At 42.5% G+C, this 21,304-nt stretch carries 18 protein-coding genes; 3 read left to right on the top strand and 15 right to left on the bottom strand.

What is annotated here, in order from left to right:
* Positions 1–76 precede the first annotated feature (76 nt).
* Positions 77–1,246: a peptidylprolyl isomerase gene (locus MKY52_RS24800; RefSeq protein WP_341054170.1), complete on the top strand. Its 1,170-nt coding sequence runs from the start codon at positions 77–79 to the stop codon at positions 1,244–1,246.
* Between the two features lie 76 nt (positions 1,247–1,322).
* Here the strand turns inward: MKY52_RS24800 and MKY52_RS24795 are convergent, their stop codons facing one another.
* Together MKY52_RS24795 and MKY52_RS24790 are read right to left on the bottom strand one after the other, a co-directional pair.
* Entirely contained in the window at positions 1,323–1,517 is a 195-nt protein-coding gene (locus tag MKY52_RS24795; RefSeq protein ID WP_076282890.1) for a hypothetical protein, read from the bottom strand.
* A gap of 72 nt (positions 1,518–1,589) precedes the next feature.
* On the bottom strand, positions 1,590–2,189 hold the full coding sequence (locus MKY52_RS24790; protein WP_149644208.1) for a nitroreductase family protein: 600 nt from the start codon (positions 2,187–2,189) through the stop codon (positions 1,590–1,592).
* A 208-nt stretch (positions 2,190–2,397) separates the two neighbouring features.
* Here MKY52_RS24790 and MKY52_RS24785 point away from each other — a divergent pair, with 208 nt between their 5' ends.
* A complete protein-coding gene (locus MKY52_RS24785; RefSeq protein WP_341054166.1) occupies positions 2,398–3,813 on the top strand; it encodes a metallophosphoesterase in 1,416 nt (471 codons plus the stop codon).
* A gap of 102 nt (positions 3,814–3,915) precedes the next feature.
* On the opposite strand, the gene MKY52_RS24780 is transcribed toward MKY52_RS24785, so the two are convergent.
* The gene (locus MKY52_RS24780; RefSeq protein ID WP_341054164.1) at positions 3,916–5,436 is read right to left on the bottom strand and encodes a copper amine oxidase N-terminal domain-containing protein; all 1,521 of its coding nucleotides are present in this window, start codon (positions 5,434–5,436) and stop codon (positions 3,916–3,918) included.
* Positions 5,437–5,530: 94 nt separating this feature from the next.
* Positions 5,531–6,199, bottom strand: coding sequence for a TraX family protein (locus MKY52_RS24775; RefSeq protein ID WP_341054161.1), 669 nt, complete (start codon positions 6,197–6,199; stop codon positions 5,531–5,533).
* A 473-nt stretch (positions 6,200–6,672) separates the two neighbouring features.
* Between MKY52_RS24775 and thrS the strand changes: the two genes are divergently transcribed.
* A complete protein-coding gene (thrS, locus tag MKY52_RS24770) occupies positions 6,673–8,586 on the top strand; it encodes a threonine--tRNA ligase (protein ID WP_341054159.1) in 1,914 nt (637 codons plus the stop codon).
* 99 nt (positions 8,587–8,685) lie between these two features.
* On the opposite strand, the gene MKY52_RS24765 is transcribed toward thrS, so the two are convergent.
* The 11 genes from MKY52_RS24765 to MKY52_RS24715 all read right to left on the bottom strand — a co-directional run bounded on the left by MKY52_RS24765 (position 8,686) and on the right by MKY52_RS24715 (position 21,288).
* Positions 8,686–9,675 (bottom strand): aldose 1-epimerase, encoded by a 990-nt coding sequence (locus tag MKY52_RS24765; RefSeq protein WP_341054158.1) that lies wholly within the window; start codon positions 9,673–9,675, stop codon positions 8,686–8,688.
* 85 nt (positions 9,676–9,760) lie between these two features.
* Positions 9,761–10,477, bottom strand: coding sequence for an MgtC/SapB family protein (locus tag MKY52_RS24760; RefSeq protein ID WP_042126933.1), 717 nt, complete (start codon positions 10,475–10,477; stop codon positions 9,761–9,763).
* Positions 10,478–10,646: 169 nt separating this feature from the next.
* Entirely contained in the window at positions 10,647–11,438 is a 792-nt protein-coding gene (locus MKY52_RS24755; protein WP_042187431.1) for an SDR family oxidoreductase, read from the bottom strand.
* 114 nt (positions 11,439–11,552) lie between these two features.
* Positions 11,553–12,665 carry a rhamnogalacturonan acetylesterase gene (locus MKY52_RS24750; RefSeq protein ID WP_341054156.1) on the bottom strand — a complete coding sequence of 371 codons (1,113 nt, stop codon included), beginning with the start codon at positions 12,663–12,665 and terminating at the stop codon, positions 11,553–11,555.
* Between the two features lie 30 nt (positions 12,666–12,695).
* Complete coding sequence (locus MKY52_RS24745; protein ID WP_042126927.1) at positions 12,696–13,535, bottom strand: carbohydrate ABC transporter permease; 840 nt, start codon at positions 13,533–13,535, stop codon at positions 12,696–12,698.
* Between the two features lie 3 nt (positions 13,536–13,538).
* Positions 13,539–14,459, bottom strand: a complete 921-nt coding sequence (locus MKY52_RS24740; protein ID WP_341055620.1) for a carbohydrate ABC transporter permease — start codon at positions 14,457–14,459, stop codon at positions 13,539–13,541.
* A gap of 142 nt (positions 14,460–14,601) precedes the next feature.
* Positions 14,602–15,939: an extracellular solute-binding protein gene (locus MKY52_RS24735; protein WP_149644202.1), complete on the bottom strand. Its 1,338-nt coding sequence runs from the start codon at positions 15,937–15,939 to the stop codon at positions 14,602–14,604.
* A gap of 120 nt (positions 15,940–16,059) precedes the next feature.
* Complete coding sequence (locus MKY52_RS24730) at positions 16,060–17,628, bottom strand: response regulator transcription factor (protein ID WP_341054154.1); 1,569 nt, start codon at positions 17,626–17,628, stop codon at positions 16,060–16,062.
* Entirely contained in the window at positions 17,621–19,396 is a 1,776-nt protein-coding gene (locus MKY52_RS24725; protein WP_341054153.1) for a sensor histidine kinase, read from the bottom strand. The genes MKY52_RS24730 and MKY52_RS24725 overlap by 8 nt, the downstream gene beginning before the upstream one ends.
* 181 nt (positions 19,397–19,577) lie before the next feature.
* Positions 19,578–20,372, bottom strand: coding sequence for an ABC transporter ATP-binding protein (locus tag MKY52_RS24720; RefSeq protein ID WP_341054152.1), 795 nt, complete (start codon positions 20,370–20,372; stop codon positions 19,578–19,580).
* A complete protein-coding gene (locus MKY52_RS24715) occupies positions 20,365–21,288 on the bottom strand; it encodes an ABC transporter permease (protein WP_149644199.1) in 924 nt (307 codons plus the stop codon). The genes MKY52_RS24720 and MKY52_RS24715 overlap by 8 nt, the downstream gene beginning before the upstream one ends.
* Between the last annotated feature and the right edge of the window lie 16 nt (positions 21,289–21,304).

The following is a 21,304-nucleotide window of genomic DNA, read 5'->3' as shown; positions in this document are numbered from 1 at the left end:
AGGTTTAGGATCTGGATTTCTGTTAAAGTTGTAAATAGACAAGCAACACCTATATTGAAGGGAGTCATTACTAATAATGGACAAAAAAGATCTGAATGGAAATGAGAACTTAGAAAACAACGGTACTCCGGAAGAAGAATTGAACACTACCGAGAATACCAATGAAGTAAATGAAGTGGAGGTCGTAGCTGCTGAAGAACCTGTGAATACAACAAAAGAGGACAGTGTTCCAGTAATGAACAAAGTCGGCAGCAACAATAATACGACGCCACCTGCTCCACCAGTTACTCCTAAAGGTAACAAGGGCTGGATGATTGCCTCTGTGGTTTTGGCTGCGGCACTCATCATTGTATTGATTAAGCCTCCATTCCAAAAGGACGACAGCAGCACAGCTGTTGCTAGCGTTAACGGAACTAACATTACTAAAGAACAACTTTATGATAAATTGATCGAAGCAGGCGGAGAAAGCACGCTGCAAGCTATGATTACTACAGAACTCGTTGATCAAGAAGCTAAAAAAGCTAACGTAACTGTTACAGATGAAGACATCAATGCTGAATTAGAAGACCTAAAAGCACAATTCGGCGGAGAAGCTGCATTTAATGCTGCATTGCAACAAAGCTCAATGACCGTTGATGACTTGAAGAAGCAAATGCCGCTGCAAGTAAAACTACGTAAGATTCTTGAGCCACAAGTGACTATAACGGATCAAGAAATCAAAGACTACTATGAAGCAAATAAAGCTACTTTCAATGAAGAAGAACAAGTTCGTGCTTCCCACATTCTCGTTGAGACTAAAGAAGAAGCAGACGCAATTCTGAAGCAATTGAAAGATGGAGCAGATTTCGCTGAACTTGCTAAAGAAAAATCTTCAGACACTGGTTCCAAAGCTAATGGCGGAGATCTAGACTTCTTCAAACGTGGAGACATGGTTGCTGAGTTCTCCGATGTAGCCTTTAAGCTTAAAGTTGGAGAAACAAGCGGTGCTGTGAAATCCGATTACGGTTATCACATCATTAAAGTTACCGACCACAAAGACGCTAAAAACTACACCTTGGAAGAAAAGAAAGATGAAATCAAAAAGACGCTTGTGTCTCAAAAGGTTTCCACTCTTTCCACTACTTGGTTGTCAGATACAACTGCAAAAGCAAAAATCACAAATTCACTTACGGATGCCAAAAAAGAAGCAACAGCTTCTCCTGAGCCATCTGCAAGCGCAGAAGCAGGAACTGAATCTGCTAAATAATACGACAGTAAAAAGCAGGACAAGCGTTAATAGACGCTGTCCTGCTTTTTTTGTACCTCTATTTCCGAACTTTTAATTAATGTCCTTTTTTACGGACCTGCTTATCACGATTCTCTCCCCACTCTTTCGCTTGAGCGGTAGCAATAGAGATCGCCCTTCCCTCTTCATATCCTTCTTCTAGCAGTGCATTAGCAATATCAATTGCCTTATTACGAACAGGTGCTGTGAAGTTTTTCAGTGAATCGGGATAATCGTCTTTATTCCACGGCATACAAAAACCTCCTTGACCAGACTATATAATTAATTAGCCTGGTCAAGGAGGTTTTAAACGCTCTTTTTAAGCTTATTTAAAGACTTTAACGCGATCTTCAACCGGTTGGAATTGTTTCTCACCTGCTGGAGTTACAGTCTTACCAAATGGCAATTGAGCAATCAGTTTCCAGTCTTGCGGGATGCCCCAAGCTTCTTTCACTTCGTCATCAATCAGTGGGTTATAGTGCTGCAGGGATGCACCTAAACCTGCTTCAGAAAGTGCAGTCCATACTACGAATTGCAGAATGCCTGAAGATTGGTTAGACCAAACTGGGAAGTTCTCGGCATACAATGCGAAGTTTTCTTGAAGGTTCTTCACTACCGCTTGATCTTCAAAGAACAATACGGAACCGTAACCTGCTTTGAAAGATGCTAATTTTTGCGCTGTTCCTTCAAATTGTTCTGCTGGAACGATTTTACGCAATGTTTCTGTAGTAATATTCCACAATTTATCATGCTGTTCACCTAAAAGAACAACCGCTCTAGAGCTTTGGGAGTTGAATGAGGTTGGGCTATGCAAAACCGCTTGCTCAACGATTTCAATAATTTGAGCATCGGCTACAGTGGATTCTTTACTGATTGCATAGATGGAACGTCTTCCTTTAACTGCTTCAAGAAAATTGTTAGACATAAAATAACTACCTCCATTTATTTAAGTAACTTACTTTTATACATCTTATCACCTTTTTTCTAAAAACACAACATCTATTCACAACTTATTTTGTCGGATATACAATTAGCCTCGATTAGTAACATCTCCCCTTCACTTTTCCGATATACATTTCGGCTAAAAATAAGCTACAATAGTGCAGCAAAAGTGCAGAAGGAAGGTTATATAAATGAATTTTTCAACAGATAAAGTTCTTATTCTACATAAAAAAACGGTCATATTCTCTTGTGTAGTGCTCTTTTTCCTTAGCTTGGCACTAACTGGCTGTAAAGACACAAAATCGTTTAATTTAAACGCTGTGGAACTTGATCAAGCTGAGCTAAAACCTGTCTCTTTCTGGGTCGCCACAGACACTCACTTTTTGGATAAGGATCTTCAGGATGGTGGACAGGCTTTTCAAACTTATGTCACTGGAGGCGATGGAAAAATGCTGCCCTACAGTGATGAAATGGCTGACGCTTTGGTCTATGACGCTGAACAGAAAAAACCTGCGTTTATCATCCTCAGTGGCGATTTAACTAATAATGGTGAACGCAGCAGCCATCAAAAGTTAACCGAAAATTTAAAACGAATTGAACAACATGGAACCTCTGTTTATGTCATTCCAGGCAATCACGACTTATTTAATCCTTGGGCTAGATCCTTCAGTGGCGATAAACAGCTCCTTACGGATTCAATTACAGATAAGGATTTCGTCAAAATGTATGCGGATTTCGGCTACAAAGAAGCTGCATCACGTGATAAGGAATCACTAAGCTATATCGTCAAGGCTGCCCCCAACTTATGGATTCTCATGATAGACAGTAGCCAATACCTTAATAATAAAAAATACGGTTTCCCTCAGACCGATGGGCGTATTGCTTCTTCTACGCTTTCATGGATCGATGAATCCGTTAAGCTTGCAGCCAAAGAGCACGCTTCTGTGATCACGGTGATGCATCATAATTTATTAAGTCACACTTCTATGTCTGTTTCAGGCTTCAAGCTTAATAACAGCCAGGAAGCTATAAAATCCTTACGGAAGAATGGACTTAATCTAGTTCTCTCAGGACATATTCATATGCAGGACATTCAAGTAGATCCAGCAGACGCGAATCAAGATACAGCATCCTCTGAACCAATGCCAATCTATGATATCGCTACGAGTGCGATGGCCGTCAATCCGCATCAATATGGAGCCATGACCTTCGATCCCGTCTCGCGAACCGTAAATTATAAAACAACGTCTTTGAACGTAGAAGGTTGGGCTGAAGCTAACCAGATTACAGATCACAATCTCTTAAACTTCAAGGCTTATGCCGAAGAAGCCTTTGCTACTAACTCCTATGACAAAGCTATGGATAGTCTTAAGGAAAGTCCTTTAACGGAGTCTGAAAAAGAATCCATGGCGAAGGTAATGTCCAAGCTGAATGTACGATACTTCGCAGGAACTGCGGGTACTTTTGCTAAGGATATTAAATCGTTGCCTGGCTACAAGCTTTGGGAGGAACAGCAGGACGGTTTCTTAGGAGGCTATGTCCAAAGTATGGCTGAAGAAAAAGCGCTAAGTAACGTCGACCTAGAGGTGGTTTTAACGAAGCAATAAAAAGATGATATATTTCATATAAAAAACCCAGCTCCACCCGCAATACTGCGAAGTTAGAAGCTGGGTTTGTTTGTGTTATTTAGCCAATGAGGATCGAACTAACTATTTACGTGTAATAGTAATCCAACCATCTTCATCTACATACACAGTAGCATGAAGTGCTTCAGCAAGCAGACGCAGCGATACATAGGCATCACCATATTCGTCAACAAATACAGGCTCTGCAAGCTTCACTTTTTCACCGTTAATCACTGCTTCGGAAGAACCGATTTTGAATACCAGTTTATCACCGTACACACCATCAGTTACGATAATAGCACGATTGACTGTATCCCATTCCACAATAGCATCTAAATCTTCTGCAAAATACCGCAGAGGAATGTACGTCGTATTATTGTCAACGATCGGATAATAATATTCGTCGTCTGGTTCGATGACAATCGTTCTCTTGGTGATACCAAGATCGTCTTTCAATATACGATATACGTTAGAATTTGGATCAAAATTGTTCAAAGTCTCTCCAGGAGTCAGGTCACCGGAAGAAACATCAAGTGCTCCTTCAGTACTGATTGGATCTGCCGTTACAGCACCACCAATGTTCCAAATCTGACTGGAAGCCTTAAGAGAGAAGCTCTTTAATGGCATATCTTCAGTACCTGGAAGCGCCACTTTCAGATCAACATTCTGTTTACGAACATGTAGTCCACTGTCTACAAAAATGTCGACAGCAAGCTTCGTATCCTTACTCAGAACCGTCTTAAGCTCAGGGGTAGCTTTGTAAAGACTGTCTAGTTGATTGTCATAAACCAGCAGTAACGCATCCACAGCCAATTTTGCTGCATCATGCAGTACAGTTACAACAGCTTCTTTATCACCCAGAGGAATTACTCCAATACCTGGAATTTCATAATCACCGGAGGCTTTTTCGTCCATTTCTTTGATCACAGGATATAGATAGTCATATAGACCACCAACCAATTCTGTAAAGCCTTCTGTATCTTTAGAGATCGATTTCAGGAATCCTTTTAACAATGCCGGAAGCTCATCACCCGTCACTTCGGTATGTAACTTCGTCATATTCACCTGCTGGCCATACACAGCCTCACTAACGGGTGTTACGCTAATTGCGCTTGGATTAGGAAGATTCTTCACCACAAACTTCGTTAGCAGCTTACTAAGATCTTCAGCTTTAGTTAGATCCAATCCAACTTCAGCAAAGACCTCATCATAACCTTGAACCGGGAAGTAAAACGGTTGTTTTGCTCCTTCAACCGTAAAGACTAAAGTTTTTTTGTCCATAAACAATGAGAATGGAATATTCAATTGTTTATAGCCGATCGTTCCATTGGCAGATACATTACCATTCTCTTGTAACTTTGCATTGCTAATACTCAGGGAAAAAGAATTTATGAGATCGACCATTTCCTTATCTTCTGCGCTAATTCCTTCTGAAGGTTCAGCGTTCATAGAAAACGTCATGCTGGATTCTGATGATTTAACATCGACATCCCCGATCAATGCCTTATTAACATCGAAACCTCCAACCGATTGACAACCGGCCAGAACAAGCAGCAGTGCGACAAAAGGAATAAACCATTTTGCCCTAGCTTTCATTCTCCTCATAGCAAGTCTCCTTTTTGTAAGATTTTTTGAAATCAATCCATTATCTCAGCAAAGGCAACATTTGTAAATCAAAGTATTACTTATTGTAAAAATACTATAGATTCAACAAAGTTCGCCATTCGATAGAAACCCATTCATTGTATATTACGCCTTTAAATAACGCTAAAATCAGTAAATGCGCAGGATAAAAAGACCACCACACCCAGCGTGGTACCCGGTGACGCTCTAAATATCCCCAAAGTGCAGGCGCCAAAGCAATCAACAGTGTTGGTAAAATACTAAGCATTTGCACAACCCAATAATTATAAAACATGTAGAACAGATTAAGTGCCAAATGTGCTACAACAAGCCAATATGACTTCGCATAACGGAATATTAATACTAGCAGCAGGCCGTACGCATTATAATCTATCGGGAAATAATCCATTAACGCGATAGCTGCAATGACGACTGGTATTCCAAGCCATGGAGTAGGCAGTTTATCTAAAATAACCAATACGGTTGCGGATAACAAAAGCGTAAACACCACGTTCCATCCACCAGGATTAATCGCTAAATTGTATGGGATCTGAGCAATAATAGCGATAATGAGCAGTCGGAACAAGTATTTCGGTCTGGATGATGTATGGATATGGCCCTGCACAAGCCCGTAACAGTAGATTGGAAAGGCTATTCTTCCTACATATCTCCAAGCAATATCCTCTGGAAAAAAGATATAGCCAATATGGTCGATTAGCATCGTCAGCATGGCGAGAATCTGCATATCAAACCTCCTTAAAATAAGTTGATATCATACATTCGCCAATGAGTACTTCATCTCCTTCGCCTGTACACAAATGATGACTGCAATAAAAGAGAACTGAATTTCTGGTTTCTTGCCTCTTGACTTTATGGGGTGCAATTGAGTACTATGAACGAGCAACATCATATGGCAATGATCAAAGACATGATTTCCTATACGAACTGTCCAGAGAGAGAGGTCTAGGCTGAAAGCTTCTCCAGTACACGATTGTGAAGTTACCCCTTTGTAGCCGTGGCGCTGAATCCGCAGATCTAAATTTTGCGGTAGTATGTGGCACCGACTTATCCACGTTAAAGGATACCAATGAGGTCCTATCCTTGTGATAGGTCGAATTAGGGTGGAACCACGAGCTGAACGCACTCGTCCCTTTCTGGGAGAGATGCGTTTTTTTGCGTTCACCACTAACAATTTTTGAGAAATGGAGGCTAACAATCATGGAGATCAAGGTAACACTGCAAAACGGAACAATTAGAGAGGTACTGCAAGGAACGACGATTAAAGAAGCAGCAGGTGCCATAAGTACCAGTCTGAAAAAAAATGCTGTAGCTGGAATAATCGATGGAACATCCGTTGATCTAAACCAAACGATCGAACATGATTGCCAGCTCGAAATTGTTACGCTGGATAGCAAAGAAGGCCTGGAAATTTATAGACACAGTACAGCACATATCATGGCGCAGGCCATAAAACGTATATATGGAGATAAGGGCGTCCAGCTCGGCATAGGTCCAGTAATCGAAGATGGCTTCTATTACGACATTGATATTGAGACACCTCTATCCACGGCTGATCTTGTAGCAATCGAACAAGAGATGGCGAGAATTATTCAAGAGAATCACCCGATTGTCCGCCGTGTCGTTCCCCGCGCTGAAGCAATCAAGCTTTTTGAAGCGATGAATGAGCCCTTAAAGCTGGAGCTTATCCGTGATCTACCGGAAGACACAGTATTGTCTATTTATGATCAAGGGGAATTCTCGGATCTCTGTCGAGGCCCACATCTTCCCTCAACTGGCTTGGTCAAGGCTTTTAAGCTGTTGAATGTAGCAGGTGCCTACTGGCGTGGAGATTCGAATAATAAAATGCTGCAACGTATTTACGGAACTGCTTTTCCTAAGAAAGCTCAACTTGAAGAGCACTTACTCTTTCTTGAAGAAGCTAAAAAACGTGATCACCGTAAGCTCGGCAAGGAACTGGAATTGTTTATGTTCTCTGAAGAAGCTCCAGGTATGCCCTTCTATCTTCCCAAGGGGATGACTATCCGCACAGAGCTTGAGAATTTCGCACGTGAATTACAAAGACAGAGAGATTACGATGAAGTTCGTACACCACTGATGATGAACAATCGGCTTTGGGAGCAATCCGGACACTGGGATCACTACAAAGACAATATGTATTTCACCAATGTAGACGAAACAAAATTCGCACTCAAACCAATGAACTGCCCAGGTCATATGATGATCTACAAAAATAATCTACATTCTTACCGAGAGTTGCCTATCCGAATTGCCGAATTTGGTCAAGTACATCGCCATGAGTTCTCTGGGGCACTTAACGGGATGATGCGTGTTCGTACGTTCTGTCAGGATGATGCCCATCTCTTCGTATTACCAGAGCAGATTGAGGACGAAATAAGCCGGGTAATCTCACTGATTGACCATATTTATCAAGTGTTTGGCTTTGAGTACAAGATTGAATTATCTACTCGCCCGGCAGATTATATGGGATCAGAAGAACTATGGGATCTAGCTGAACAATCATTACAAAGTGTATTAGACAATCTCGGGATCGAGTATCGTGTGAATGAAGGTGATGGCGCATTCTACGGACCAAAGATTGATTTCCATATTTTAGATGCGCTAAAACGAAGCTGGCAATGTGGAACCATCCAACTAGATTGGCAAATGCCAGAGAAATTCGATCTTACTTATATCGGGGAAGATAACCTTAAGCACCGCCCGGTCGTAATCCATCGCGCTGTTTATGGGTCGATTGATCGTTTTATGGGGATTATTACGGAGCATTATGCCGGCGCATTCCCGCTATGGCTAGCACCCGTCCAAGCGAAGTTATTGCCCGTCTCTGAGAACTACGTTGCTTATGCGTTTCAGGTGAAACAATCCTTAGAACAAGCTGGCATTCGTGTAGAGGTTGATATCCGAAATGAGAAGCTAGGTTACAAAATTCGTGAAGCCCAACTTGAAAAATCACCCTATATGCTCGTTCTCGGTGAGAATGAGAAAAACTCTGGCAGTGTTTCTGTAAGAAAACGTGGTGAGGGTGATCTTGGTTCAAAGAGTATCCAAGAGATTATTGAGCAGATTAGTGAAGAAATAGTTAGTAAAAAATAAAGTTCTGCGTCTAATTAAACGTTAAAGGGCTGTCTATTCGTAGAAATCTACGAACAAGACAGCCCCTTTTTTGATCACATATTAATATTCACAGGAACACTATTTCACGTACAGACGACTACTTTCATCCCAATACTCGCCTGGTTTGAGACTGAATAAGCCGATCTCATCCGCTGGCAGATCTACCATTGGCGCATTAACTAAGTTGATTTGCGGCTCTGGGCAGAAGAACTGCTCAGAAGCACCATTATTCCAGATCATCCACTGCTTGTATGAAGTCCCTACATCATATACTAAAGTGACTCCAGCTTTGCTGTCGGTAAGCTCCATCCGGTTACGTCCATTCTGAGCTACAGCTGTGTAGTGGTTGTCCATCGAAGCGAAATAAGGATTCACACCTTCATCACGAAGCTGAGCTTCACCTGGCTCCAGCTCTTGGAATTTACCAGTCGGCAGCATACGGTCATTTAATTCCCAGCGATTACCGATGGTCGCTTTTACAAGGTAGTCTTGTGGTGTGCTACCTGGTGCGAATGGTGCATTAATCGCGGTATGGAATGCCAACAAGCAAGGCATCTCTTCATCACCATCATTATGGACTTGTACCTGTTGAGATAAGCCACCTTCACCAAGGGTATAACGTAGTTTCATTGTGTATTTAAACGGCAAGTATTGATAAGAAGGATGGTTCTCATCCACTTTGATGAATACGGTTACGAAGCTTTCGGTCTTACCGCTCCCGAACTCTTCTACTTCCCAAGCTGCCGTATGTAAAAATCCATGTAAATGGTTGCCTGTTGCGACTTCATTTACCGGGAGTTGATAAGTTTGACCATTCCAAGGAAATTTGCCATCTTCATATCGATTCGGAGGAAATAATACAGGAATACCATGGATGCCTGGACTTGCTTTGAAGGCTTCCATTTCCTCAGCTCCCGGTTCATGCAAGAAACGGTAACCGTTTTCGGTATCACGGAAACAGATCAAGTTGCCACCGATGCCTGGTAGGATAGCTGCCTCATAACGGCCAGCTTTCAACCAGATGGCTGCTTCTCCTTCATATTGTCCTTTATAGGCTGTGATAGACATAATAATGTGTTCTCCCTTCCAGTGTCTGATAATTGTCTCTACTTGATAGATTACCACATCTGGTCATGACGTGACATGCCCTTTTTTACAGCTGTTCCACTTCAACGCTCATGACATGATCAATTTTCTTCACATCATAATAGATCTCTGTTGCGTAATCTTTATCCGGCGCTGAGATCACCATATCGATCATTTGTCTTCCATCTTCCAAATCCTTAATCTTCATTCTGCGGATCGCCCGGGATGGACTTCTAGTACTTCGTTGGGTACTAACCTGAGGTCTCTCAATTTTTTGGATCACTTCAGTAAGGACAAAATTAGCTTCCATGATGATTCTCACCGAAACTTCATGCTTGTTAAGCACTTCAGGACCAATCGAACGAATTAAATGAGGAACTAAATTCACCGCAAACATTAGAAGAATAACCGCATATGCTGCTTCAATATAGAATCCTGCTCCCACAGCTATACCAATCCCCGAAGCTGTCCAGATGAGTGCTGCCGAGGTCAAACCTGATATTGCATCACCGCCTCTACGCAGGATAACACCAGCCCCCAAGAACCCTATCCCACTGACAATTTGAGCAGCGAGGCGCATCGGATCCATATTTGGATGCTCAGGACCTGCAAACTTATCAAAGGCATGAATAGACACTACAGTTACAAGACAAGAGGCAATACTAATGACCATACTGGTCCGAATCCCCAGCGGTTTCTGCTTGATCTGTCGGTCAATCCCGATGAACAGCCCGAACAGCATGGCCACTAGCAGCTTAATTAATGATTCAATATGAAAATCCATAGTTCATTCTCCTTTCTCCACAGATACTCCATTATAACGGAAAACGGAGATTATGATTAGCTTTATTTTACAGCAAAAAAACGGCACTCCTATCCTCCATGTATATGCGCAGACAGCTTATATAATCCGCATAACGAAGAGGATAGAATCCGTTTTGGTGAAAGATTATTTAACCATGGAGCAACGATTCTGCACCGTCACAATAAATCTCAGTTCCTGTAATATGATCGGAATCCTCGGAGGCCAGAAAAAGTGCCAGCTTCGCAACTTGATCAGGACGCCCAGGACCTTCCTCTAGCGGTTGATCCCCTTCCGGAAATTCGACAGGGATCTTTACCTCTTTGAGATCCTCGGATGGAAAAGTGTTGTCATCTATATTGGTCTTAATAGCCCCAGGACAGATTGCATTTACGCGAATTTGAAATTGAGCCAGTTCTAATGCTGCCATTTTCATAAAAGCAACCTGACCTGCCTTTGTCGTACTGTAAGCAGAAAAACCGATGTTAGAAAATACACGATTTCCGTTAATGGAGCTGTTAATCAGGATACTGCCACCGCTTTCTTTTAGATGCGGTATCGCATATTTAACAGTCGCGAAGGTTCCACGAAGGTTGATGTGAATCGTCTGGTCCCAAGACTCAATATCCATCGTTTCAATGGGCGTCATGGCTCCATTAATCCCTGCGTTTGCAAAAACAACATCAAGACGACCCCATTTCGCGGCCGCCTTGTTTATGGCAGCTTCCACTTGCGGGGGTTCAGCAACATCGCATTCAATTACGAGAGCTTCTCCGCCTTCTTTCTCCACTTGTTTTCTAACCTTTTCTGCATTCTCAACAGTTCTATCCAGCAACACAACTTTGGCCCCGTTACGAGCGAACTCAAGCACAGTTGCTCGTCCAATGCCGGAACCACCACCTGTTACAATCGCTACCTTACCTTCCAGCTTCTTATCTGCCATGTTTAAGTATCCTCCTTCTTGTCATGCAAGCCTTCCAGTTAAGTTCTTTCCTTAACCTTAACCTCGCATACAGAAGTTGAATCGATAGATCTTTAATACCCCAAAGGATTATTTTTATTCACCCTGCCGAAGATGGATAATGAGATCATTTAAACCGGCTTCACGGATGCCCTCTACAATAAGATCAGCAAGCAGACGTGCTCCTAAAATCTGAAAATGTGTATTGTCTTGTACGCCAACTGGATGCAAGATATATTCTCCCGGATAGGACCACATGAACAGATCCTTCGTTCCTTCCACACCATATGCTTCAAAAAGCTTACGACTCTTCTCCGCCAAATCGATTAGGGGGATCTGCTCAGTCTCAGCCAACTCTTTCATTGCCGTTAAATACTCTCCATGACTGTCTACTATAGCTTCAGCAGGATCAAATCTCCGCCTATGTACAGCGGTCACCAGTACCGGGTAGGCTCCTGCTTTGCTAGCAACTGTAATCATCCGCAGCAAATATTCTTTATATGTAGTGAAAGGTTCGGTGTGTCTATGTTCATCCCCTTTTGAATCGTTATGACCAAACTGTATGAACATATAATCTCTGGGCCGAAGCACAGTAGAAATATTGTCCAAATGCCCTTCCTCAATAAAGCTCTTGGAGCTACGTCCTGAAATGGCTCGATTATCCACTACAAGACCTGCTTTGAAGCAGCGAGGCAGCAACTGGCCCCAGCCAGCATAGGGATAACCAGCTTCTCCTTGATCGGTCACCGTAGAATCACCAGCCAAATATAAGACGAGCGCTTCGTTGTCAGGCTCAATGTCGAGAGCATTTATTCGAGGCGCAATACCTGAGAAGGAGATCTTTAGCTGACCCCCCATGATTCGCATCGCAAATGATTCTCGTATATATTGACCTGCCGGGACGTTCAATGTATCTAATACGTACTTACCATCACCTGCTCGAATTATTGTACTCGTATCTGCTAAGGAGTCACCAAGTAACAAAGAAATCCGGTAAATCCCATCAGGAATATCTAACAGGAAGACTGCCTTCTGCGGAATGCAGAAATCACTTCTTAATGGATCTGCTCCTCCCCTGGAACGCCCGAATACTGTCGAGTCTGAAGTAAAACCAAATCGCGCATCCGGAGAGTATCGTGAGTCCGGCCGAATTTTGGTGTAGCCGGACGCTGTATCTTTAATCCCAAAGTCAAAATGATAGCTATCCAAATTCAGCCGCACCTTTCTTCATTAGATATTTTATCCTTTCAAACCACTGGTGCTGATTCCTTCCACAATCTGCTTTTGAAAGATAAAGAAAATAATCATGACGGGTGCCAAGCTAAGAACGGACATGGCGAACATGGGTCCCCAGTTGGACACGGACTCACTATCGAGGAACATTTTCAGCCCCATAGAAACTGTATATTTAGATGGAGAGTTCAGGTACAACACTGGCCCAAGCAGGTCTTCCCAGCGCCAATAGAAGGAAAAGATCGCTGCAGTAGCCATAGATGGACGGATGAGTGGGAGAATAATTCTGAAGTACAGTCCAAATTTCCCGCACCCATCTATCGTAGCCGCTTCGTCAAGTTCAACAGGTATTGTCCGAATAAACTGCAGCATTAGGAAAATAAAGAACGGAACACCGAAGAACTGTGGAACCACGATCGGCTTGATACTATCGAGCCATTCCAATTTCGCATAGATGATATATTGCGGGACTAGCACTACATCTGAAGGAAGCATAAGCGTCATCATCATGATACCGAACCATAAGCCATGCCCTACAAACTTATTACGTGCAAATCCGAAGGCTACCAGTGAAGAAGAAACCACCGCTCCTAGAGTGGCTACAACGACAATAATTAATGAATTCTTTATAAAGACACCAAAGGAGTATCCGGCAATCCCTTCCCAGCCTTTAGCATAATTCCCCCATACCCATGGATCGGGAAGAAGCTGCTGAGCGGTAACAAATACAAGCCGGCTCTCTTTAAAAGAGCTCATGATCATCCACAAAATCGGATACAGCATAATGATAGCGAGGCCACCGATAAGAATATGATACAGCGGCCATTTCAGTTTCATTTTCGCCATGGATTATTTTCCTCCTTCCGATTCGTAGAAGACCCACGATTTGGATGTCTTGAACAAAATTCCGGTCATGATGCCGACTAGCAACAACATCACCCACGCCATAGCTGAAGCGTAACCCATGTTATTAAACATAAAGGCCTGACGGAATAGATATAGAGAATACAACATCGTACCGTCCATTGGTCCGCCTTCACCTTTAGAGATAATATAAGCTGGAACAAAGGTCATAAATGCACTGATCGTCTGCATGACTAGATTGAAGAGAATAACTGAGCTTAGGAGGGGCATTGTAATCTTAAAGAACTTTCTGAAAAAGCCTGCTCCATCTACACTAGCTGCCTCGTACATTTCACCAGGAATGTTCTTTAGACCCGCCAGAAAGATCAACATGGATGAACCAAACTGCCACACGGATAAGGTGATCAACATAATAAGCGCAGCGTTCGGATTACCAAACCAACTTACTGGACCAAGGCCGAAAAAACCGAGCATGCCATTAATAATTCCAGTATCACTAAAAATATTACGCCACATGATGGATACCGCCACACTGCCACCTATAATAGAAGGTAAATAATAAGTTGTACGATAGGCTCCGATCATGCGCGATTTAGTATTTAGAATCATAGCCACAAATAATGCAAAGGTGAGACGTAAAGGCACACCAATAAATACGTAAAGCAGCGTCACCTTTAGTGAATGCAAATATTTCGGGTCATTCGAGAACATTTTGATGTAATTATCAAATCCGATCCATTTAGGTGGAGCGAACAAATTGTATTTGGTAAATGAAAGATAAAGAGAAATGATCATCGGGATCAGTGTGAAGCAAAGGAAGCCAATGACGAATGGACTGATAAAGGCATATCCTGTAAGGTTGCTTCGTAAACTCCGGCCTGTTAGCTTCTTTTTCTTAAAAGCCAGCGGATTCGAAGGAAGGGGATTCGTGGATGCCAAGGGTCTCCAACTCCTTTTTATGTGAATAATAAGGGAAACGGACTGCCGCCTAACCAAATGGCATGCCGTTTCCCATGTTAGACGCAGTATAGTTATCTGTTACCTTCTATTACCGGCTGGAGAGAATAGCGTTCGCTTCTTTTCGGAACTGTGCGGCGGCTGCGGCTGGGTCAATTTTGCCGAAGTTCATTTGTTCAGCAAGGTCTGTAAGGAGTGCTACTACTTCTGGCGATCCAACTGGCGGACTCATTGGAGAAGTAGTAGGCTCCATGTCAGCTACGAATTTAAATACTTGCTTACCGGAATCCGTTAATTGTGAAGCTACAGATTCTTTGATTTTGCTTGAAATTGGCACACCACGTTCGCCTTTGATTAGATTGTTGGCTTCGGGATCATTAATCCAGAAATCAACGAACTTCGCTGCTTCTTCCTTCACTTTTGAGTTAGAAGTCACCGACCAATACATACTTGGCTGCATGTAGAGTCCTTTTTCCATATCCGGACCAGGCATTTGTGCCAGTGCCATAGGGCGATTTACAGCGATTTGCAAAGCAACATATTGGTTAGACCATTGCCATACGCCGATACCTGTTCCTTTTACAATATCCGACTCTTCGATAACGCCTTTGTTTTGGCTCAGTTTGTCTTGGGATGGAACCGCTCCATCTTTAATTAAACCAGACAGCATTCCGAAAAAGTCAGTGAACAAGGCATCATCCTCATATCCAAGCGCTGAACCATCATTGTTATATAGTGCCAGCCCTTTTGTACGCAGATAATAGTTGAAGAATACGTCAGCTGCCATAGAACCGTCGATATACAGTCCAGCTGATTTAGCTTTCGCAGCAATTTCTTTGTATTGATCCCAAGTCCAGTTCTCAGGAATGGAATCCACCCCTGCCTTCTTTAGCAATTCTGGGTCATATTGAAAACCAAGTACGTTAACGCCTAATGGAATTCCGAATTGCTTCTCATTGATTACCCCAGTACTAAGGACGTTCTCATTCACATCACCGACTTGTATCTGAGAGTTCAAATAAGGCTTCAAATCTTCGAGCTGTCCGTTAGACCCATATTGATTAATATAAGAAATATCCATTTGAACGATATCAGGAAGTCGATTCGCTGCTGCTTGAGGGGCAAGCTTCTTCCAATAATCATCGAATGAAGCATATTCAGGTTCAATCGTTACATTCGGGTATTTGGCTTCATACATATCAATCACTTGTTGTGTATAAGAATGCCGTGTATCTCCACCCCACCAAGCTATACGCAGAGTTACGGGTTCTGCTGAAGTTGTAGCTGCGGGTTTCGTTTCTGAAGGCGTGTTTGTAGCGGAATCCGTAGCGGCAGCACTATTATTGTTATTACCTCCACCACAACCAGCTAACATCGATGACAACAACAATGGTACGGCTAGTAAAGCGAATCTCTTTTTCAAATTCATGTCCCCTTTTCCTATAATAGTATAAAGGCTCTGATCCCTTTAGGTAGCGCTTTCATGTATAAATCTTCTCAAATATTCAGTAATTGTTGAATACAAAAAACCGTCTTGTTTGTTCAATAATCAGTTCCCTTGAGAGGGTTTCATAAATTCTGTGGGTGTCTGCCCAGTTACTTTTTTGAACACTTGACTAAAATACTGTGCATTCCCACCGAAGCCGAACATTTCAGCGAGCTCAAATACTCTTACATCACCACTATGCATAATGTGTTCTGATGCTTTAGTAATCCGGTAATTAGTAACGTAATTAGAGAATTTCTCCCCCGTGATTTTCTTAAATATTTTCCCGAGATAATCAGGATTCATGTATAACATCTCAGCAGCGACTGAGCTAAGTGACAGTTCTGCATTCTTATAATCATCCGCAATAATTTTGAACATTTTATCTACGATTAAGGATTGGCGACAGCGAAAATGACGATCATACATCGCTGTCAAACGAGCAGCAGCATCTTTTACATAGGCTTTAAGACCACTTAAAGTCCTGATCTCAGCCAGTTCCACCATACTTGAAGTAAAGGTATTTCTTTCATCAGGGACGGCTAAACGTATCATCGCAGAATACAATTGCAAAACATAAGATCGCGTTACATTAATATCCACACGCTGTTCAGCTAGCAGATTAAATAACCGCTCTAATTCAAACTCTACTGCACTTTGTTCGCCCGCCTTAATCAGCAGACAGATTTGCTCTTCATCTAGTTCAATGTCATTTCTTCCGCTTAGTTCATCACTAGGAATATCACTTCCTGTGATCAGACCTCCCTCTTCCATATAAAAACAGTGGTTAAGGCATTGCAGAGTCTGACGATACAATCTCCGAGAATGTATCATGAAGTCCGCATCACTAATCGCAATGGTTACATCCACTTTATAAAATTTGTAGAACATTTTCCGTACATCAGAAATTCGTTCAAGCAGTGTACTATTCAGCGCAGTCTCTCCTTCGACTTCCATTAGTGTCAGAATAAATCCGCCTATCCTTGTACTTAGCAGCGTTTCTTGCAGCATATCCTGTGCAATATTTTGCAGAGCAAATAGTTGCTCATATTCATAAGAACCTTCCAGTCTGAACAAGATCAAACGCACCACTTTGTCATTTAATTCGATGCCTAGCAGCTCCTGATAATACTCTAAATCTTGACTCCCGTATGTTTTGTTAGAGATCCATTCCTTCAAAAATTGTTCCTTTACATGCGGTAGTACTTTAGTAAAACGTTGCTTCATGTCATTTACAAATTCCGTCCGGCCCTTAAGGTCATCGAGCTCTGTTACCAGTTCAACTAACGCATCATGAATTTGATTCTCGTTGCACGGCTTAAGCAGATAATGCTTCACTCCATGCTGCATAGCGATACAGGCGTAGTCAAAATCCTTATACCCCGTCAACATAACGAACTTTACCTCAGGAAACCGTTCACTGCATTTCTGCACCAAGCCTAGTCCATCCAATCCTGGCATGGTAATATCAGTAATCACTATTTCAGGGCGAAGCTCCTCTATTTTCTCTAAGGCTTCTATCCCGTTTCGCGCAGTACCCACAAGTTCCGTTCCTGCCTGTGCCCAGTCCACTACCTGAGATATGCCTTCTAGTATCAACCGTTCATCATCAACCAGCAGTAACTTATACATTCTCTTGCACTCCTTTTAAATAAGGTATACGTACATGTATTGTCGTTCCTTGACCTGGCTCACTTTCTATCACTGTTCCCCATTCTGGGCCAAATACGATTTGAATACGCTCTGCGATGTTCGCTAACCCAATGCCTTCGCCACGTGTCTTAACTCTTCCCTGCTGTAAATCTTTGATGAACTCGGCACTCATCCCCGGCCCATTATCACTAACACGAATATCAAGGCCCTGTTCTTCCTCACTTACGGTTATAGAAATCGTGCAAGGCTCGATATTAGGCTCCAATGCATATCGGATTGCATTCTCGATCAACGGCTGAAGCATCAGCTTCGGAATTAAAGCGTCATGCAAATGCTCTGGAAAATCCATGCGGAAATCAAGTCTCTCGTCAAATCGTATCTTCTGGATAATGACATAATTGCGCACAATGGTGAGCTCTTTTTCAATTGTAATCAACGGGTCTTTAAGACCAATCGAACTGCGAAACAAATAGCCAAGCGCTTCTACCATTTCTGAGATTTTAGCTTGCTTGTTCATCTTCGCTAACCAATTGATCGATTCAAGTGTATTGTACAAAAAATGCGGATTGATCTGTGCCTGCAGTGCTTTAAGCTCGGTCTCTCTAATAATGAGCTGCTTCGCATAATTCTCATCGATTAGTTCTCTGATTCTGCGGATCATCATTTTAAAGGTTCTGTTAAGCTGACTTACCTCGTCCTGCGCAGTTTGTGAAACGACACCTAGCGACTGTTCCTCCAGATTATCCAGATCACCCTTCTCGATTTGTTTCATTTTTTTGGTCAGCTTTGAAATCGGGCGTACAATACTTCGGGCTAATCGATAGCCTAAGAGCAATCCAATTAGTAATATGAGCGCGAATATGATGACGACCAATTTTTTTACAAAAGTAATATGTTTGAACATCTCATTGAAGGGGGTCGCATTGATATACATCCATTCCATATAAGATGATTTAGTCTTCGTTATAAAATATGTTCCTTCTTCATACTTAGCCGTACGATAAAGCTCGGAACGTTCCGTTTCCGCTTTAAGCTCATTTGGCAGCAACATCGGAGTTTGGGGATAAACCGCTAGCCCTGAAGTCGCATCTGCAACAATCAACTGATCGCCATCCGAAGTGTTACTAGTGCTATCTGCAATAATACGATCAATCCGAATTCGAATGACTAGCGTCCCTAAATCGTCCAGCGTAAAGGTTGATCCGGTGTAAGATTTAATCTGCCGAACAGCCAGGAGTGAATTCTTATTCCCTTGGGGATACCACACAATACTACCGCTAGCTTCCTTAGCCAGAGGCTTTAATTGATCCTGGAGATCCTGTGATACACCTTCCCGATTACCCGCAGTCATAGCGCCGCCATTCGTATCCAACAACATCATGGAATAAACGTATTTCTCTGCTCCTGCAAAGGCAACTAATCTGTTAATGATTTTATTATGTAGGACCTGCCGCTCATATGGTTGAGGATCATCCTGCAACTGGCGAAGACATTCCTGAATTTGCTCATCAGAGACCACTGTAAAAGAAAGTTGTTCCAGCTCTCTCAAAGTACCCTCTATACTGATAGATGACATCCCCAGGACTTCAGATGCCTTTTCATAGATTTGCTTGTCATAAATTCGATAAACATACTGCAGGACGGTTAAAGAGAACAGAAAGGACAGCAGCAGCAAAAATGAAATGATCAATATCATTTTATTAAAAATACCCGAACTCCTGTAAGCGCTAACATTCTTCCAAAACATAAGCATCCTCCAATTCACTCAAAACCCTTATTATGGGAATAATATTTATAGTCACTCTATCCTATCATAAATGATATTGAAGCATTTGGGAAAACTTACAACAAAAAGGACTTAAAGTGAAATCCAGAGTCAGAATTCACTTTAAGCCCCTATCCTGAGCCTAAGACACTCCTATAAAAGACTAACCAAGCATCATTCGATCATCCGCCAGTTTATGACCACTGATGGTCTCAAATTCTCCCAGCAGGCGTTCTACCGTAAGATCCTTTTTCCTTGTTTCATCAATATCAAGGATAATACGGCCTTTATCCATCATGATAAGACGATTGCCAAGACGTATAGCCTGCTCCATGTTATGGGTAACCATAAGCGTAGTCAGCTTCATCTCACGGACGATAGACTCTGTCAGTTTAGTAATCAGCTCCGCTCGTGAAGGATCAAGTGCCGCTGTATGTTCGTCTAACAGCAAAATTTGCGGCTGGGTAAAGGTTGCCATTAGCAAACTCAGTGCTTGTCTCTCCCCACCAGATAATAACCCTACCTTAGCTCGCAGACGATTCTCCAATCCAATCCCGAGACGACTTAACTCCTCACGAAACATCGTCCGTCTCGCTGCATTTACACCAAACGATAATCTTCTACTCTTCCCTCTTTTGTAAGCCATCGCTAAATTTTCTTCAATCGTCATCCGTGGAGCCGTACCTGCCATCGGGTCCTGAAATACTCGTCCGATCCAGCGACTGCGCTGATATTCTGCTAAATGGCTAATCGAATTCCCTTCAATACTTGCTGAACCAAGATCCGGCTTCATCACACCAGAAATAATGTTCATTAGCGTTGATTTACCAGCACCGTTGCTTCCAATGATGGTAACAAAGTCACCAGGAAGAAGCTCCAAATCAATGCCAAGTAGCGCGATCTTCTCATCCGGTGTCCCAGGATTAAACAGCTTAGATACGTTATCCAGTTTAAGCATCGATGGTGCCTCCTCTCTTGCTGCTAAGCGCTTGTTCAGCTAATTCAAGCGAACGTTTACGCGCCATATTCTTCTGCTTCAAGAAACGCTGAATCGATGGGAATACAAGTGCGAAAATAACGATAATCGCCGTAATCAGCTTAAGATCCGAAGGTCTCAACCATGGTACATACAAGGCTAATGCAACTACGATTCGGTAAACAATAGATCCCAGAACAACTGCTAACGTCGCACGGAATACATTTCCAGCACCGAAAATGGCTTCACCAATGATTACCGAAGCTAAGCCGATAACAATCATCCCTATACCCATTGAGGAATCCGCAAAAGTAGAATACTGAGTGATCAATGCACCTGAAAGTGCAACCATTCCGTTGGATAAACTGACGCCGAGAATTGTCGTGTTATCTGTGTTTACACCCAGACTACGGATCATTCTTGCATTATCTCCAGTAGCCCTTAAAGCAAGCCCAAGATCAGTACGCAAGAATAAATCCATTAGAATTTTCACAAATAAAACAATAAAAGGAAGAACAAGAAGCGGATTGATGGACGAGAACAACGTGGTATCACCCATTAGTGACCAGTTAGGCTTACCGCCAAAAATTCTCAGATTGATGGAATAAAGTGCGATCATCATTAGAATCCCGGATAACAATCCATTAATCTTGCCCTTCGTATGTAGTAGACCGGTACACATTCCTGCCAGCATCCCACCTGCAATAGCAGCGAGCGTGGCTAACCAGGGTGCATAACCATTGGTAATCATAACGGCCGCAATAGCACCGCCAGTAGTAAAGCTTCCATCTACAGTCAAATCAGGAAAATCCAAAATGCGAAAAGTAATATACACCCCTAAAGCCATAAATGCATAGAGCAACCCCATTTCCACAGCCCCGAGCATTGAATCATACATAGAAGTCTTCTCCTTT

Source organism: Paenibacillus sp. FSL P4-0184 (assembly GCF_038004625.1).
GTDB lineage: Bacteria > Bacillota > Bacilli > Paenibacillales > Paenibacillaceae > Paenibacillus_AQ.
This window is presented reverse-complemented; position numbering and strand designations above follow the sequence as displayed.